The organism is Pseudomonas sp. microsymbiont 2 (genome assembly GCF_054788395.1).
This window is the reverse complement of record NZ_CM139112.1, coordinates 3,904,560-3,920,031: the sequence shown is the minus strand read 5'-3', so window position 1 is coordinate 3,920,031 and position 15,472 is coordinate 3,904,560. Positions and strand designations below refer to the sequence as shown.

The window sequence follows — 15,472 nt, the reverse complement described above, 5'->3', positions numbered from 1 at the left end:
GCGTCACTGCTGCAAGATGGCGTTGAGCGACTCCAGCACCTCGGTGGTGAGCAGGTGCAGGCGGTAGCTGTACACGCCGTAGATGATGGCGATGATCACCGCGCTGAGCGCCAGCGGGCTCCACCACGGCAACTGGCGGCGCACGCGGTACTTGCGCTCCAGCACATTGCTGTAGGGGTCGCACAGCTCGGTAGGTACCGGGTCGCGCTGCTCGAGGACCACGCGCTGCAGCTGCTCGATCAGGGCCTGGTGGGCTTCGTCGCCCCTGGGCGCCAGGGCGTACTTGCCTTTCAGGCCGAGGCACAGGCACAGGTACATGAACTCCAGCACGTCCTTGTAGCGCTGCGGTTCCTGCATCATGCGCGTGAGCACGGTGAAGACCTTCTCGCCGCCCCAGGTCTCGTGGTGGAAGATGCTCAGCAGCGGTTCCTGGCTCCAGCAGGAGTTGCGGCCCCAGGGCCGGGACATGACGGCTTCGTCCAGATGCAGGCACAGGGCGTAGGAGTAGGCCAGCAGTTGCGCGGACTCGTAGTCGTGCTGGCGCATTTCTTCCTGGATGGCGCTGATCTGCTCGCGCACCTTGGCGTGCACCTTGTCGATGTTGGGCAGCTCGTCGAGGGTGCGCAGGCGCATCACCAGGCCGAACAGCGGCATGGCGGCATCGACCATCGGGTTGGCGTAGTTGCCGCGCAGCCGGAAGTCGGGGTCGGCGGGGTAACCGGAACCGCTCGGCTTGCCGCTGGCATCGACGCGGTGGGCTGAGTGCCCGGTCGAGTCTTCGAGCACTAACGGTTTTGCCGCCCGTTGAGGTGCTGCGTGTTCATTTGATTGGCTAGGCATCAGATATCCGTTCAATTGGCCATTGGTCATTCCAGGACCTCGTTTTCGACCAGGCACGTTCAGTGAGAAACGGATGCTAGCGAGCCACTCAATTCCAGGTAGGTGTCGAGCTCCCAAAGAGTTGTAGGAATTTTCGCGATCGGATTTCTTCCAGGGGGGCGCCGTATCGCGCTCGGCGAACCCGGGAGCCAGACTCGCCTAGCTCGGCGGAACCTGAACGCTGGCGAAGCGCAGTGTCGTCACCAACCGTCGCGCCGTCAGGTCGAACAGCATGCCCAGGCAGGGCAGGTCGAAGTGCGCGGTCATGCGTTCGATGCAGTCCCAATGACCGCTGATGAGCCAGGCTTCGTCCGATGCTCCTCTGCGCGCCAGGCTGTAGGCCATGCAACCCGAGGTGCGATTGAGCACTTCCAGCAGGGCTTCGAGTTGCGCCAGAACCGCTGCGGTCGAGCCTTTGGCGATATCGATTTCCACCGTGTTGATGGCAACCAGGGTCATGCTGATTCCCTCACTGTGCCAGCACGCGGTGCGCCACCTGCACAGCCTCCTCACGGGTGGGCACGACGAACAGCGGATAACCCCAGAACGCTGCGAATTTGGGGGCGAACGCACGGGCGGCTTGTTGCCGGCCGGTGTCCGGTTCGATGAGCACCTGCCCCTTGACCCAGGTGCGCAGCGCAGTCTTGTGGCGCTTCATCCACAGTGACAGCTGCTTCTGTTCCTCGTGGGTGTGTTCGTGTTCTTGTTGCCGGGCACGTTCGGCATCCAGCAATACGAACGGTTGCGCGCGTGACAGCAGCGCTTCGAAGGCGGCGAAGCCTTCATCGTGGGTGTCGATGGCGGTGTTGCCGATCGCCATCCAGACCAGTGGGAAATGGGTGATATCCAGTAGCATCGTGCTTGTCCTCGGAGTGGGTCGCGACGTGTCAGCCTTTATGGCCAAGGGCCTCGATGACACCGTTGCACGATAACGGCCGGCCCTGTGTACGTCATTGCGAAAGCCTGTCATTCTGTTTTTCATTTCGGCCAGATCGATGGCCAAGGACATGTCGTGTGGAAGCCATCACCACCGAGCACCTGGCTCACGCCTGGGATGTCGATGCCATCCCCCGGCAGGTCATTGCGCTGAGCGCGGCCCGGGTGGGGCAGGACTGGGAGCTTGCGCCTCATCGCCATCGCAAGGGGCAGCTGATCTATACCGTGCGCGGCATGCTCGACTGCGAGGTGGAAACGGGGGTCTGGATCGTGCCGCCGCAGTGCGCGGTCTGGATCCCCGGCGGGATGTTGCATTCCACGCGTGGTTCGGGTGAAACCGAGTGTTACTGCCTGTTCGTCGAGCCGGAGGCGGTCGAGCACCTGCCGGCCAGGTGCTGCACGCTGTCGGTATCGCCGCTGCTGCGCGAGCTGCTGCTCAAGGCCAGTGGATTCGCGCCGCTGTATGCCGAACAGGGTCCCCAGGGGCGGTTGATCGCCACGTTGCTGGACGAACTGTGCGCAGCCCCCGTCGAAGACCTGCACCTGCCCATGCCCAGCGACCGTCGGCTGCGCCAGCTGACCCAAGGGCTGCTGGCCGACCCGGCGAGCGCGGCGCCGAGCGGCGAATGGGCCCGGCGCATCGGCATGAGCGAGCGCAGCATGAGCCGGCTGTTGCAGCAGGAAGTCGGCATGAGCTTTGGCCGCTGGCGGCGGCAACTGCATGTGATTCTTTCGCTGCAGCGCCTGACCTTGGGAGAGAGCGTGCAGGCCGTCGCCCTGGGCTTGGGCTATGAGAGCGCCAGTGGTTTCGTCACCATGTTCCGCAAGGCCATGGGCAAGCCGCCGGCGCGCTACCTGCTCGAGCGCGGCCTCGACGGGGAGACGCAGGCGGGGCGTGGGATCGTGCTGAGCGGCCAGGCCGACGGCGGAGCACCAGGAAAACCTGAACGATTGGCGCCAGACGCTAGTCAACACCTTCAGCAATGAGCAAAAACGCTCCGCTTGATGAGGATTGGCCATGAGCACGTTGACGATCGAAGGTTGGTACAAAGGTAGCGGTGATCGCCGGTCCACCCCGGTGGGCGACATCCATTTCGATATCCAGGGCCCGACCCACACCGCGTTGGAGCAGGCCGAGGAGCGCCTGCAGCAGAGCCACGAGGCCGAGGCGATGGTGGATGTCGACATGGAGACCTTGAACCTGATCCTGCCCGAGGGTTACGGCCCCTTGTCCGACTGTCGCCTGCGGGTCTACCTGAGCGACGACCAGCGGGGCCAGTTCCATCTGGTCGGGCACCGAGCCAGTGACGGCAGCCTGATCTACAGCAATGCGGTGTTGATCGCTCAGTTGAGCTGAGCGTGGCGTAGCGCATTCGAGCTGTGGATACGTGACCGGGCCATGGTCAACGGCGGGCAAGCCCATCGGCTTGCCCCACCGTGGTGTGTGTTTCGGCCATCTCTCGCTATCAATGCGATCAATGTTGGCAGACGTTTTCCCTGAACCCCCTCTAGATTCCGTGTGGCGTGCTGGCTGCCCCAACGACAATAACGAGGGACCCCGACTATGCCCACCGCCACCCAAGCGTCCAACGCCTGGCGCATCCTCTTCCTGTTGTTCCTGGCCAACCTGTTCAATTTCTTCGACCGCACCATCCCCGCCATCGTCATCGAACCGATCCGCCTGGAATGGCACCTGAGCGACTTCCAGATCGGCATCATCGGCACCGCCTTCACCCTGGTCTACGCGATTGCCGGGGTGCCGCTGGCGCGTCTGGCCGACACCGGTTCGCGCAGCAAGCTCATGGGCTGGGGCCTGGTGGCGTGGAGCGGGTTGACGGCGGTCAACGGCATGGTCGGCAGCTTCTGGAGCTTCCTGCTGGTGCGCATGGGCGTGGGCATCGGCGAGGCCAGCTACGCGCCAGCCGCCAACTCGCTGATCGGTGATCTGTTCCCCGCTGGCCGGCGGGCGAGGGCGATGGGTATTTTCATGCTCGGCTTGCCATTGGGCCTGCTGCTGGCCTTCTTCACCATCGGTGCCATGGTCGAGGCGTTCGGCAGCTGGCGCGCGCCGTTCTTCATCGGCGCCGTGCCCGGCATGCTCTTGGCGCTGCTCATCTTCATGATCCGTGAGCCGGCGCGGGGCGCGGCGGAGGCCGTGGTCACCGCCCAGGCACCGCTGGACCGTCCCTTGCGCCGGGTGCTGAGCGTGCCGACCTTCGCCTGGCTGGTGCTGGCGGGGCTGACGTTCAACTTCGCCACCTACGCCTGCAACTCGTTCATGGTGCCGATGCTGCAACGCTATTTCGCGCTGCCCCTGCATGACGCGGCGGTGGCCACCGGGGTGATCGTCGGGCTGAGTGGCCTGGTGGGCCTGACCCTCGGCGGCTGGGTGGCCGACAAGGTGCACCAGCGCTTTGCCAACGGCCGCCTGGTGTTCGCCGCGCTGAGCATGCTGGTGGCCGCCCTGTGTACCGCCTGGGCGCTGCATGCCGGGCGCATCGAGCTGGGGCTGTTCGTGGCGGTCTTCGGCATCGGCTGGCTGTTCTCGTACAACTTCTACACCTGCGTGTACACCGCCATCCAGGACGTGGTGCAGCCACGCCTGCGGGCCACGGCCATGGCGCTGTTCTTCGCCGGGCTGTACCTGCTCGGCGGCGGGCTGGGGCCGGTGGTGGTCGGCGGGCTGTCGGACCATTTCGCCGTGGCGGCCATGGCGGCGGCGGGCGAGTTGGCGATGAGCGAGGCGTTCAAGGCCCAGGGCCTGCATGACGCGATGTACCTGATCCCGGTGGCGCTGCTGCTGACCATGGTGTTTCTGCTGGCGGCGTCGCGTTGCTTCGGCCGGGATGCGCAAAGGATGCGGGAGGGGATGGTGATCGACGCAGGCTCGACAGGAGGGCAGGTGGCCGAGGCGTGACGGCGCTCATGCTACCCGTGGCGGCCTGTCACCGAAGGCCGCCACGAGTGTGACGCTTATGGCCGGTTCTTGCCCAGTTGCTTGCCGGTCTCGGTCACGATGGCGTTCAGGCCTTGTTCGTTGATGGTCTTCCAGTCGCTGTCGGTTGCCACTTGCATGCTGTCGCGTGTGTTGGTGACGACTTCCAGTGGCGCCGCATCCGGGTGTTCGATCTTCAGGTGGGCCTTGTTGTTGACGGCCACGGTGAATGCGCCGGGGGAGAACCAGGACCAGTACTCGATGATGTGCACGTTCACTGCTGCGGCAGTCGGCGAGGGCGCGCTGACGACCTGGTAGCCGGCCTGCTGGTAGGCGGCAACCGCGTTGCCCACCAACTGCGATACGGTACGGCCCGAAGGCAGTACCACATCGCCCAGCCCTTTGCCGAAGCCGTTGCGCTTGCGCCCGATGGCTCGCTCGGTGATGCGGGTGTCGTGGATTTCATCGTTTTTCAGCGAAGGAATATCGGCGCTGCGCGGGTCGATCTGGAACACGCGCTCGTCCACGGCGCTGATGTACACCTGCTGCCCTTGGCCGGCGGTCGCGGCTTGTGGGGCAGGGCCGCTCACGTCCACTTCGGAACGGCTGGTCGCACAGCCTACCAGTGAAGCGAGGGCGATGGCGGCGGCGGTGGCTTTGAAATACGTCATGGTGGCTCCTGAGCGATTCGGTCGTCCTGTGTGTCCAGCGTCGGCCACTGGCGCGCAGGAGCTTAGCGGTTGAGCGATGGCGGGGGAAGCACAAATGTGGCCATGAGCCATTATTGCGAATGTGCGGTTCGCGCTTGATCCGGTTTTTCTGTGCTCGCCAGCCACTCGGAGTAGGCCGTCGTCATCGTTCGCCACGTTTCATCATCGGCGGGAACCAGATGCTCGATGCGCAGCGAAGCCACGGTGATATCCAGCGGCATGCCAAAGGTGGTGAAGGTGGACAGGAAGCGCAGTTCGCCCTCGCCCGCGCGCACGCGGGTCAGCACCACCGGTGACAGCGGTGCGTGCGGCGGCGGCGCGGGTGGTGCGGGCAAACCCAGCAGCCGCTGCGCCAGTTCGGGATTGCTCAGCGCCTCCCTGGCCGCCCGCTGCCAGGCGATCGCGCGTATCTCGTCGGCATTGACCAGATGATCCCCTAGCCCGCCCGGGCGTAGCAGCGTGTCCAGCAGGTTGAGGTTCGAAGTGCTGCTCGTTGGGATACCGGCCATTGTGAACAACAGCCCGGCACTGGCATTGGCCGCGGTGATGTCCCAGTTGCTGGCGATGACGATGGCCGGTGCGGGGTTGTTGGCCTGCAGGATGTGCTGCACGGCGTCGTGCACCATCTTCAGGGCTGGGGCGTGCGGTACGGAGGTGATGTAGCGCGGCGCATAGCCAGCGGCGAGGAATACTTCGTTGCAGTGTTCGAGCGGTACGTCCAGCGCGCTGAGCAGGGCATGCAGGGTCCCGGGGCTGGCCTTGGCGCGGCCGGTTTCCACACAGCTCAGGTGGCGCTGCGACAGGCCCGCCAACAGCGCCAGGTCGAGCTGGCTGAGGCCGGCCTGGCGGCGCAGGCGGCGCAGGTGCTCTCCGGCATCGGTGATGGCGGGTGTCTGCGTGGCGTGAAAGGGAGAAGTGCTCATGCTTCGACTCTGGCTGTCCTTGGCTGATGCGTCCATGACCTGTGAGGTCATTGAGGCGGGGACGACTCTATCACTACCGTGAAAGCCAGATCGCGCTCATGGAACAAAACATAATTCTTTGATTTGACCGGGGCTCCGCAGCGCCTGCATCGCGGGGCAAGCCCGCTCCTACAGGTCCCTGCCAAGGAACAGACAATGAAAGCTGAATGGATCGCGCTACCGGTATTGCTGCTGTTTACCCTGTACACCGGCTGGACCTTGGTGATCGCGGATCAATCGCTCATCGCCTTTGGCCTTGACCTGATGTCCCGGCCAGATACGGCCCAGGTCGTCATCGACCTGTATGTGATGGCCGGTCTGGGTTGTGCGTGGATGGTGAGCGACCAGCGCAGGCGAGGCGGATCGTTGCTCGGTGTCTTGCCCTATCTGCTGCTGACGACGGTGTTCGTCTCCGTGGGGCCGCTGCTGTACCTGGTGGTCAAGGGCTTTGCGCAGAGGCGTGGGGCATGAGCGGCGCCCTGGAGGTCTATGCCTGCTGCGCGGTGGCGCTGTTTTTCAAGATGCTGGCGATTTCTTGCTACCAGGGTTATTTCCGCCTGCGCTTCCTGGCCTTCACCAACCGCGAGGATGCTGCGGTGTTCAACCGTTCGGCTTGCCCAGCGGAATTGCCGCAGGTCATGCGGGCCATGCAGGCCTGGCGCAATGATCTGGAGAACATCCCGCTGTTCCTGGCGTTGTCTGGGCTGACAGTTGCGCTGGCAACACCGTCGACCACGAGCGCCTGGCTGATGGGGGTATTCACCGTCGCGCGGATACTGCACACGGCGACCTACCTGGCGGGCATCCAACCATGGCGGACGGTGAGTTACGGTGTGGGGGTCATGTGTTCGATCGGGTTGGCGGTCTTGGTCATCGAGGCGCTGGCCACGGCCCCTTGACGGCCTGCCGGTCGGCGTCGAGTTGAACGTTGTACTGCGCCTCACCGGCCCAGATGTAGTGGGCGAAATACGGGTGGTAGTACTCGGTCTCGAGAAAGTACTCCGGCGCGATATCCAGCAGGTGGAAGAAATCGCTTTGCGGGTTTTCCCGATTGGCGATGTAGAACGGGTCCCGCAGGTAAAGCCCCTTCACGTACGGCATTTTCTACCCCTATTGGGTTTGGCAGCCGCGAGTCAGAGGTAAGTATTCCGAGGTATTTACTATCCGCTCCTGCCCGGTATAGTCGCTCACTGGGCCTAGGATGGCCGCGAAGATACATCGTCTCGATAAGGATGTTGCATGATGAGGTCACGTTTGCGAACCCTTTTGTCGGCCTCGCTGCTCTGCGCAGGGATCAGCACCTCGGTGCTGGCCGCCGAGCCCGGGATGCACCTGTACAACTGGTTCGGGCTGCTCGCGCCGGAGACGCCGAAGGCGTTCGAACAGGAAACCGGCACCCGCGTGCGCATGGACGCGTTCGACAGCGCCGACATCATGCAGAGCAAGGTCATGGCCGGGCGCACTGGCTACGACGTGGTGGTGGCGACCTCCAACGTGCTACCCAGCCTGATCGCGGCGGGCGTGCTGCAGCCGCTGGATCGAGCGCAACTGGGCAACCTGTCGCATATCGACCCCGATATCCTTGCCCAGCTGGCGGTCAACGACCCCGGCAATCGCTACGCCGTGCCCTACCTGTGGGGCACCACCGGCATCGGCTACGACGTCGACAAGGTCAAGGCCGCGTTGGGCGACCAGGCGCCGGTGGACAGCTGGGACCTGATCTTCAAGCAAGAGAACATCAGCAAGCTCAAATCCTGTGGCGTGGCGATGCTCGACTCGCCCAGCGAGATCATCTCGATTGCCCTGAACTACCTGGGCCTGCCCAGCAACAGCAGCAACCCGGCGGATTACCAGAAGGCGCAAGACCTGCTGATGAAGATCCGTCCATACGTGCTGTATTTCGACTCCTCGCGCATCGATGCCGACATGGCCGACGGCAATATCTGTGCGGTGGTGGGTTGGGCCAACGGCGCCCTGGCCGCGCAGGCCCTCAACGAGAAGAACAACACCGGGCGGCGGATCGGCTACAGCCTGCCGCGCGAAGGCGCGCTGGTGTGGTCGGAAAACCTGGTGCTGCTCAAGGATGCGCCGCATCCCAAGGCAGGCATGGCGTTCATCAACTACATGATGCGCCCGGAAGTGATCGCCAAGACCTCGAACCATACCCTGTACCCCAACGCCAACAAGGACGCCACCCAGTTCGTCGAACAGGCGCTGCGGGACAACCCGTGGATCTACCCCGACAAGAAGACGATTGCCACGCTGATTCCGCTCGAGCCGCTGCCGTTGAAGCTGGAGCGGATCCGCACGCGGGTCTGGACCAAGGTGAAGAGTGGCGTTTGACCTGAATTGACGTGTCGCCCGCTGCCCGGTGCACGGGAGTACCGGACAGCGCGTTGACCAAGATTGCCTGTGGCTGATTGCTTCAAGCACCAGCGAATACCATCGTCTCGCGGTATCCGGCTGCTCAGCCGAGGCGGGCGGTGGTCTTGCGCACCTGATTTCATCTTGAGCCGGAGGAGAACAGCGGATGTTCAGCCCAGCCCATAAGACACACTTGAGTTTGACGATCGAAGGTGTGGAGCACGATTTCCAGGTGCTCGGCTACACCGGGGAAGCGGTGGCCAACAGGCCTTTCTTCTTCAATGTGGAACTGGCCAGCGCACGGCCTGACCTGGACCTCGAACGCTTCCTCGACCTCGAGGCGTTCTTCAGCTTCGACAGGAACGGCGATGGCATCCATGGGCGGATCTACCACATCGCGCAGATAGGACAGGGCCCGCTTTCGACGCGTTACAGGCTGAGCCTGGTGCCGCACTTGTCCTACCTGCGCCATCGCATCAACCAGAGGATCTTCCAACAGTTCTCGGTGCCCGGGATCGTGGCCTTGATCCTGGAAGAGCATGGCATCGTGGGGGACGCTTATCGCTTCGAGCTGAGCGCGAGCTACCCCGAGCGCGATTACCGCACCCAGTATGGCGAAACGGATCTGCACTTCGTCCAGCGCCTGTGTGAAGAGGAGGGCATCCGCTTCCACTTCCGGCACAGTGCCCAAGGTCATGTGCTGGTGTTTGCCGATGGCCAGGCGGTGCTGCCGTGGGGCGTGCTTTATCGTCCACCTCTGGTTCATGCCAAGCCCCGGGTGGCGGAGAGCCAGACCGCCTTGGTCATTGCCGTGGAGGATGACGAGGGCCGGTGTGATCGGCGCCTTGCCAGGATCCAGGTCAAATTCCCCTGGGATCCCGAGGACAGGTTCGACGACAAGAGCTGTTGCTGGCTGACGGTGGCGTCAGACTGGTGTTGTGCTGTCACGCCTCCGCGAACGGGAATGGAGGTGATGGTCTCTTTTCTCGGAAACGATCCCGATCAGCCGCAGGTCAGTGGGTGCCTGTGTTGCCGGCACTAACGCCAGCCTTCAGCCTGCCTCCCGACGAAAGCGCAGAAACGCCTGCCCCTGGGGTGTATCGAGGTTCGCCGCCCACTGCGGGTGGGGCAGCCCCAGCGCCCCGGTTCCCCAGTCCTGGACATACCTCAACGAGAAATCCACCCCGAGCTGGCACCGCTTCGGCGCCAGCCCCACGCTGCTCATCGCCATGCGCACGCAGGCATCCATGTAGGCGTTGACGTCCTCCACGCCGTGCAGGATCGCCTGGATGCAATGGGCGGAGGCGCCCATCAGCAAGTGGGTGGCGGCGTCGGTGCGGTCGAACGCCAGGTAGCCGGCCGCGCGCCCGCGCTCCAGGTCCTGGGTGATGTAGCGGGCGACCAGCGCGCGGTGGGTCCAGGCATCGACGCGGATGACGAACCCCGCCCACTGCCGATCCAGCATGGCGCGCACCAGGAACACCCGAAAGCCCACCGAGATCCGCTGCCAGGGTTCTTCGAGCACGTCGTAGAGCGCCAGGATATCGGTGGTCATCTGGTCGCTCAGGCGCTGGCCCAGCGCGACCAGCACCTCGTCCAGCGATGTGAAGTAGCGGTAGAACGTGCCCCGTGACACCTCGGCCCGGCGGATCACATCGTCGATCACCGGGGCGCCGCTGGCCGCTTCGGCAAACACCGCCATGGCGGCGTCGAGCAAGCGGGCCTGCATCAGCGCGCGTTTTTTCTCGGCCAGCACCACGCGATGGTCCGGGGCCGTTTCGGGCGTGGCGTTGTTGCAATCGGGCATCGATAACCTACTTGGGAATGACGAAATGTCATTGTTAAAATTAATTAATTTAATGAAATTAATAGTTTCAGTGTTGAGCGAGGCACCGTGATGGCCTACGCTTTGTCGCGTCGGAATGACAGTCTTGTTCCATCCTAGCAGGCTGTAGGCCTCAGCTGATTTTCTGGAGTAGATGAATGAAAGCCGCGATTGTCCATGCCTTCGACCAACCGCCCCGGTTTGGCGAGATCGAAGCGCCACAGGCCGCCCCCGGCGAGGTGCTGGTCAAGGTCCGAGCCGCCGCGCTCAGCCAGTTGGTACGCGCTCAGGCCAGTGGCAAGCACTACAGCAGTTCGAAGACGCTGCCCTGCGTGCCGGGCGCCGACGGTGTCGGCCTGCTCGAGGATGGCCGCCGGGTTTACTTTGCCTTCCCCCGTGGCCCGATCGGTGCCATGGCCGAGACGGTCGCGGTCGACGCCCGCTACTGCGTGGAGGTGCCGGAGGGTATCGACGACATCACCGCCGCCGCCATCGCCAACCCAGGCATGTCCTCGTGGGCGGCGCTGCAGGAGCGGGCGCATTTTCAGCCGGGTGAGCGCGTGCTGGTGAACGGCGCCGCCGGCGCCTCGGGCCGCCTGGCGATCCAGGTAGCCAAGCACCTGGGTGCCGCCCGCGTGGTCGCCACGGCCAGGAACCCTGCCGTTGAAGCAGAGTTGCGCGAACTGGGCGCGGATGCCTTCATCTGCCTCGGCCAGCCCACAGAGCAACTAACCGCCGCCCTGCGCGGCGAGATCCAGGGCAAAGGTATCGATATCGTCCTCGACTACCTGTGGGGCGCGCCGGCTGCCTGCGTGTTCGATGCCCTGACCGGCTATGCGAAAGGGGCCGCGGCGCCGCGTGTGCGCTTCGTCAATATTGGTGCCCTGGCGGGGGCGACTTTGCCGATGAATCCCGGAGTGCTGCGCAGTACCGGCCTTGAGATGATGGGCTCCGGCCTGGGCAGTGTCTCCAATGAGAAGCTGGTGGAAGTGGTGGGGGCGCTGCTGCGTGCCATCGAGCCGGCGGGTATGAAGGTGCAGGCCGAGGCCGTGCCGTTGAATGATGTGGAGCAGGCCTGGCAGCGTAATGCCAGTGAGCGGATCGTGTTTACGCTGTAGGGCTGGTAGTTAGAGGCCGCCCTTTCAAGGTGTTGATAATTGGCATTCGACTTGGACTTGCCGGGGCTGCTTTGCAGCCCTTTCGCGACACAAGGCCGCTCCTACAGGGGCGCGCGGTCGCCTGTAGGAGCGGCCTTGCGTCGCGAAAGGGGCGCAAAGCGCCCCCGGCAATCTTGAATTGGATCGGTCATATCCCAGACATTGCAACAACCTTGAAAGGGCTGATGTTTAGATAGCTAACCGATGATCAACTCCCGCACCCCGTCGGCATGCTCCATCTGCTCACCCGGCAACCGGATGCGCTGGTTGGCGCTGTAGTCATGGAAGGCACGGGCCTTGCTAATCAGCGACAGGTCCAGGGTCACGCTATGCCGCGACTCACCGCGCCCGGCCTCGAACAACGTCCGGCCATACGGGTCCACCGCCAGGCTCGCCCCCACGAACATGCAACCATCCGGCCCGTCGCCCACGCGGTTGGCGACCACGGCGAACACCTGGTTCTCCATCGCCCGCGCCATCACCGACACCCGGTGCACATGATCCTCCGGTTCGGCCAGGCCATCGGTGATCAGCATCAACTGCGCGCCCAAGGCCTTCAGTGCCCGCGCCGTCTCGGGGAATTCGCTGTCGTAGCAGATCAACAGGCCCAGGCGCACGCCGCGCCATTCGACGGTAGCGAAGCGGTCGCCCGGCACGACGATGCCGTGCTCCGGCAACCACAGGTGGGTCTTGCGGTAAGTGAGCAGGATGCCTTCAGGGGCGATGAACAGGGTGGTGTTGTAGAAGGTGCCGCCATCGTTTTCGTACAGCCCCAGCACCACCGCGACATTGTGCTGGCGCGCCGCCGCGGCCACCGCCTGCACGGCATCACCGTCGACGGCTTCGGACAGCATGCCGACGTCGTCCGCGGTGAGAAAACCGGTCAGGTGCGACTCAGGGAACAGCAGGATATCGGTGTCCGGCGCGCACTGGGCCAGGGCCTCGAGGATGCCGCGCAGGTTGTGGGCGGTGTCGCCGTCGCGGGTTGTCGTCTGTACCACTTCGATCTTCATGGGCAATCCGTCTCGCTGGGCCCGACCCTTCCGCGGGCGAGTGACATTTGCGAAGGGTGGTGCAAGTATGAAAACAATCACTGGCAAAACAATCACTTCGACGGGTTAACCCGGGGGTAGGGCATGAGCTTGAGCCTGCAGGATCTTTCGTGGCACCAGGGTGTGGGCCAATGCATCGAGCACCTCGACCGGCCGAGCTTCTGGCGCACCCTGGCGACGCTGCTCGGCGACTTCGTCGAGGTGGATACCTGGGTGGCGCTGCTGTTCAGCCACGAAAAGCCGTTGATCTTCGACCAGAGCCCCTACGAGCGCGAGGGCATCGACCCACTGGTGAGCGAGTACGCCAACGGCCTGTACCTGCTCGACCCGTTCTACATCAGCAGCCGCGAGCGGCCGCTGACCGGCCTGGTGCGCCTGGCCGACGTGGCCCCGGAGCAGTTTCAGCAGACCGACTACTACCGCCTGTACTTCACCCACAACGTGGTCGCCGACGAGGTACAGTTCAACCTGGCCCTGGGCGATGGGCGCACGCTGTGCCTGTCGCTGGGCGGGCGCTCACGTTTCGACGCCCAGGCCATCGCCCAGTTGGAGCTGGTGCGCCCCTGGCTGATCGGCCTGCTGCGCCAGCGCCTGCACTTCGAGCAACTGCCCGAATGCGTACCGGCCAAACCCGCGCTGGGCCTGGCCCAGGGGCGCGACGAGGCACGGCGGCAGCTGGAGTCGGTGCTGACGGCGCGGGAGCTGGATGTGGTGCGGCTGATCCTGTCGGGGCATTCGAACAAGGAGACGGCCATCAAGCTCAAGCTGTCGGCCGAGACGGTGAAGGTCCATCGACGCAACGTGTACCGCAAGCTGGACGTGAACTCCCAGAGCGAGCTTTTTTCGCTGCTGTTCCTGGCCGGCGAAGACCTCGCCAGCCTGCAACCGGCGCCGTGATTCCCCTGCGCCATTACCCCCAGGTTAATCCTTCGACGTTATAGGAATCCGCACCGGGATCCGCATACTGGGCTGGCAGCTTCCTTGCGCGTGACCACCTGGAAACCGCGTGAGAGTGGGCTTCGTGGTCGCAGCGTAGGAGCGGGCTTCACGGCCGCAGCGTGGGAGCGGGTTTCACGGTCGTAGCGTGGGAGCGGGCTTGCCCCGCGATCACCGGCAAGGCCGGTGCCATCCACCACATTGCCTGCATCGCGGGGCAAGCCCGCTCCCACGCTGTATTCCCTGCACCTGCACCTGCTGCATCTGCTTAGCGTGCTGCAGACCGGCTTGGCAATTTCCTAGAACAATCACAAGAGGATGACCCATGGCTCATTTCGCTCACGGCCCGGCCCGTGGCATCGCCCCTGCGCGCCAGGAGGCCACCCATGCCTGACGCCACCCCTGCAAAACTTTCCCTCACCTCCCTGACCGTCTTCGGCCTGGCCTACATGTGCCCGAGCCTGGCCATGGTGATCTTCGGCGTGATCTCCGAACGCAGCGACGGCATCGCCCCCAGCGCCTTCCTGCTGGCCACTGGCGCCATGCTGCTGTCGGCCCTGAGCTACGCCAAGCTGTCGCGCCTGTTCCCGGTGTCCGGTTCGGCCTACTACTACGCCAAGCGCCTGCTCGGCCCCGGCTGCGGCTTCGTGGTCGGCTGGGCGGTGCTGCTGGCCTACCTGTTCATGCCCATGGTCGCCTGGCTGCTGCAGTCGGTGTTCCTCAACGCCCAGTTCCCGCAGGTGCCCACCTGGGGCTGGCTGCTGATCAACATCGGCCTGACCACGGCGGTGACCGTCAGCGGCATGACCCTGACCGACCGCCTGAACAAAGTGCTCACGGTCCTGAGCGTGGCCCTGGTGCTGCTGTTCATTGGCTACTGCCTGCGCTATGTGGCCGGCCAGCCCCAGGTCGGCTTCACCCACCCCGTATGGAACGAGCTCAGCACCTTGACCGGCCTCACCGCCGCCGCCGCCATCGCCGCCTATTCGTTCCTCGGGTTCGACGCCGTGACCACCCTGGCCGAGGAGGCCGAGCAGCCCAAGCGCGACATCCCCCGGGCGGTGTTGCTGGTGATCAGTGTGGGCGGGCTGCTGTTCACAGCGGTGGCTTACCTGATGCAACTGAGCCACCCCGGCGGCCAGTTCGCCGACCCGCAGACCGCGACCTACGCGCTGTCGATCGAGGTGGGCGGGCAGTTCTTCGCCGACTTCGTCAACCTCGGCGGCATCGTCGCCGGCTTCGCCTCGTGCCTGGCGGTGCAGGTCAGCGCCAGCCGCTTGCTGTACTTCATGGGCCGCGAAGGCGTGCTGCCGCCGCGTTATTTCGCCAAGCTGCAGGGCAGGGCGCGCACGCCGGTGTTCAACCTGCTGCTGATTGCCGGGCTGGGGTTGATCGGGATCGGCGCGGATGTGAGCTCGGCCGCTTCGCTGATCAACTTTGGCGCGTTCCTGGCGTTTGCGGCGGTGAATGTCTGCGTGATTGCGTACTACCGGCGTGAGCGGCGCAAGCAGCGGTTGAGTGGGGTGGGGTTCGTGGTGTTTCCGCTGCTGGCGATTGGGGTGAACCTGTATCTGCTGTCGCTGTTGAGCACGGTGGTGATACTGGCTGGAGTGGCTTGGCTGGTGTGTGGCGGGTTTTACCTGATGTGGCTGACGGCGGGGTTCAGCAAGCCCACGCCGGGGCTTATGGAGGTTGAGTCTTGAGGTGATGCGTATG

General features: G+C 64.4%; 17 protein-coding genes and 1 pseudogene. 10 read left to right on the top strand and 8 right to left on the bottom strand.

Annotated elements, in window-relative coordinates; all coding sequences use genetic code 11:
• Positions 1 to 3: 3 nt before the first annotated feature.
• The 3 genes from icmH to ACYUME_RS17595 all read right to left on the bottom strand — a co-directional run bounded on the left by icmH (position 4) and on the right by ACYUME_RS17595 (position 1,735).
• The gene (gene icmH / locus ACYUME_RS17605) at positions 4 to 840 is read right to left on the bottom strand and encodes a type IVB secretion system protein IcmH/DotU (RefSeq protein WP_460416040.1); all 837 of its coding nucleotides are present in this window, start codon (positions 838 to 840) and stop codon (positions 4 to 6) included.
• 198 nt (positions 841 to 1,038) lie between these two features.
• Positions 1,039 to 1,338, bottom strand: a complete 300-nt coding sequence (locus tag ACYUME_RS17600; RefSeq protein WP_279888133.1) for an antibiotic biosynthesis monooxygenase — start codon at positions 1,336 to 1,338, stop codon at positions 1,039 to 1,041.
• Between the two features lie 10 nt (positions 1,339 to 1,348).
• On the bottom strand, positions 1,349 to 1,735 hold the full coding sequence (locus ACYUME_RS17595; protein WP_460416038.1) for a hypothetical protein: 387 nt from the start codon (positions 1,733 to 1,735) through the stop codon (positions 1,349 to 1,351).
• A 158-nt stretch (positions 1,736 to 1,893) separates the two neighbouring features.
• On the opposite strand from ACYUME_RS17595, the gene ACYUME_RS17590 reads away from it, so the two are divergent.
• The 3 genes from ACYUME_RS17590 to ACYUME_RS17580 all read left to right on the top strand — a co-directional run bounded on the left by ACYUME_RS17590 (position 1,894) and on the right by ACYUME_RS17580 (position 4,732).
• On the top strand, positions 1,894 to 2,802 hold the full coding sequence (locus ACYUME_RS17590; RefSeq protein WP_279888136.1) for an AraC family transcriptional regulator: 909 nt from the start codon (positions 1,894 to 1,896) through the stop codon (positions 2,800 to 2,802).
• 31 nt (positions 2,803 to 2,833) lie between these two features.
• Entirely contained in the window at positions 2,834 to 3,172 is a 339-nt protein-coding gene (locus tag ACYUME_RS17585) for a hypothetical protein (RefSeq protein WP_279888138.1), read from the top strand.
• Between the two features lie 207 nt (positions 3,173 to 3,379).
• On the top strand, positions 3,380 to 4,732 hold the full coding sequence (locus ACYUME_RS17580) for a spinster family MFS transporter (protein ID WP_460416036.1): 1,353 nt from the start codon (positions 3,380 to 3,382) through the stop codon (positions 4,730 to 4,732).
• Between the two features lie 56 nt (positions 4,733 to 4,788).
• Here ACYUME_RS17580 and ACYUME_RS17575 read toward each other — a convergent pair whose 3' ends face one another.
• On the bottom strand, positions 4,789 to 5,421 hold the full coding sequence (locus ACYUME_RS17575; protein ID WP_460416035.1) for a YajG family lipoprotein: 633 nt from the start codon (positions 5,419 to 5,421) through the stop codon (positions 4,789 to 4,791).
• Between the two features lie 110 nt (positions 5,422 to 5,531).
• Positions 5,532 to 6,383: a helix-turn-helix domain-containing protein gene (locus tag ACYUME_RS17570; RefSeq protein WP_460416033.1), complete on the bottom strand. Its 852-nt coding sequence runs from the start codon at positions 6,381 to 6,383 to the stop codon at positions 5,532 to 5,534.
• A 195-nt stretch (positions 6,384 to 6,578) separates the two neighbouring features.
• Here ACYUME_RS17570 and ACYUME_RS17565 point away from each other — a divergent pair, with 195 nt between their 5' ends.
• A complete protein-coding gene (locus ACYUME_RS17565) occupies positions 6,579 to 6,893 on the top strand; it encodes a DUF2834 domain-containing protein (protein WP_460416031.1) in 315 nt (104 codons plus the stop codon).
• The gene (locus ACYUME_RS17560) at positions 6,890 to 7,321 is read left to right on the top strand and encodes an MAPEG family protein (RefSeq protein ID WP_460416029.1); all 432 of its coding nucleotides are present in this window, start codon (positions 6,890 to 6,892) and stop codon (positions 7,319 to 7,321) included. Before ACYUME_RS17565 ends, ACYUME_RS17560 begins: the two co-directional genes overlap by 4 nt.
• Positions 7,322 to 7,328: 7 nt before the next feature.
• On the opposite strand, the pseudogene ACYUME_RS17555 reads toward ACYUME_RS17560, so the two are convergent.
• Positions 7,329 to 7,517: pseudogene (locus tag ACYUME_RS17555) on the bottom strand (helix-turn-helix transcriptional regulator); the annotation flags it as partial.
• Between the two features lie 144 nt (positions 7,518 to 7,661).
• On the opposite strand from ACYUME_RS17555, the gene ACYUME_RS17550 reads away from it, so the two are divergent.
• Both ACYUME_RS17550 and ACYUME_RS17545 read left to right on the top strand, forming a co-directional pair.
• Positions 7,662 to 8,765 carry a polyamine ABC transporter substrate-binding protein gene (locus ACYUME_RS17550; protein ID WP_460416027.1) on the top strand — a complete coding sequence of 368 codons (1,104 nt, stop codon included), beginning with the start codon at positions 7,662 to 7,664 and terminating at the stop codon, positions 8,763 to 8,765.
• 187 nt (positions 8,766 to 8,952) lie between these two features.
• On the top strand, positions 8,953 to 9,828 hold the full coding sequence (locus ACYUME_RS17545) for a contractile injection system protein, VgrG/Pvc8 family (protein ID WP_460416025.1): 876 nt from the start codon (positions 8,953 to 8,955) through the stop codon (positions 9,826 to 9,828).
• 9 nt (positions 9,829 to 9,837) lie between these two features.
• Here the strand turns inward: ACYUME_RS17545 and ACYUME_RS17540 are convergent, their stop codons facing one another.
• Complete coding sequence (locus ACYUME_RS17540) at positions 9,838 to 10,593, bottom strand: TetR/AcrR family transcriptional regulator (RefSeq protein WP_460416023.1); 756 nt, start codon at positions 10,591 to 10,593, stop codon at positions 9,838 to 9,840.
• Positions 10,594 to 10,769: 176 nt separating this feature from the next.
• Between ACYUME_RS17540 and ACYUME_RS17535 the strand changes: the two genes are divergently transcribed.
• The gene (locus ACYUME_RS17535; protein ID WP_460416021.1) at positions 10,770 to 11,729 is read left to right on the top strand and encodes a quinone oxidoreductase family protein; all 960 of its coding nucleotides are present in this window, start codon (positions 10,770 to 10,772) and stop codon (positions 11,727 to 11,729) included.
• Positions 11,730 to 11,965: 236 nt separating this feature from the next.
• On the opposite strand, the gene ACYUME_RS17530 is transcribed toward ACYUME_RS17535, so the two are convergent.
• Entirely contained in the window at positions 11,966 to 12,781 is an 816-nt protein-coding gene (locus ACYUME_RS17530; protein ID WP_460416019.1) for a carbon-nitrogen hydrolase family protein, read from the bottom strand.
• A gap of 123 nt (positions 12,782 to 12,904) precedes the next feature.
• Between ACYUME_RS17530 and ACYUME_RS17525 the strand changes: the two genes are divergently transcribed.
• Together ACYUME_RS17525 and ACYUME_RS17520 are read left to right on the top strand one after the other, a co-directional pair.
• Positions 12,905 to 13,717 (top strand): LuxR C-terminal-related transcriptional regulator, encoded by an 813-nt coding sequence (locus tag ACYUME_RS17525; RefSeq protein WP_460416017.1) that lies wholly within the window; start codon positions 12,905 to 12,907, stop codon positions 13,715 to 13,717.
• Between the two features lie 425 nt (positions 13,718 to 14,142).
• Entirely contained in the window at positions 14,143 to 15,459 is a 1,317-nt protein-coding gene (locus tag ACYUME_RS17520) for an APC family permease (RefSeq protein ID WP_460416015.1), read from the top strand.
• Positions 15,460 to 15,472: the final 13 nt, after the last annotated feature.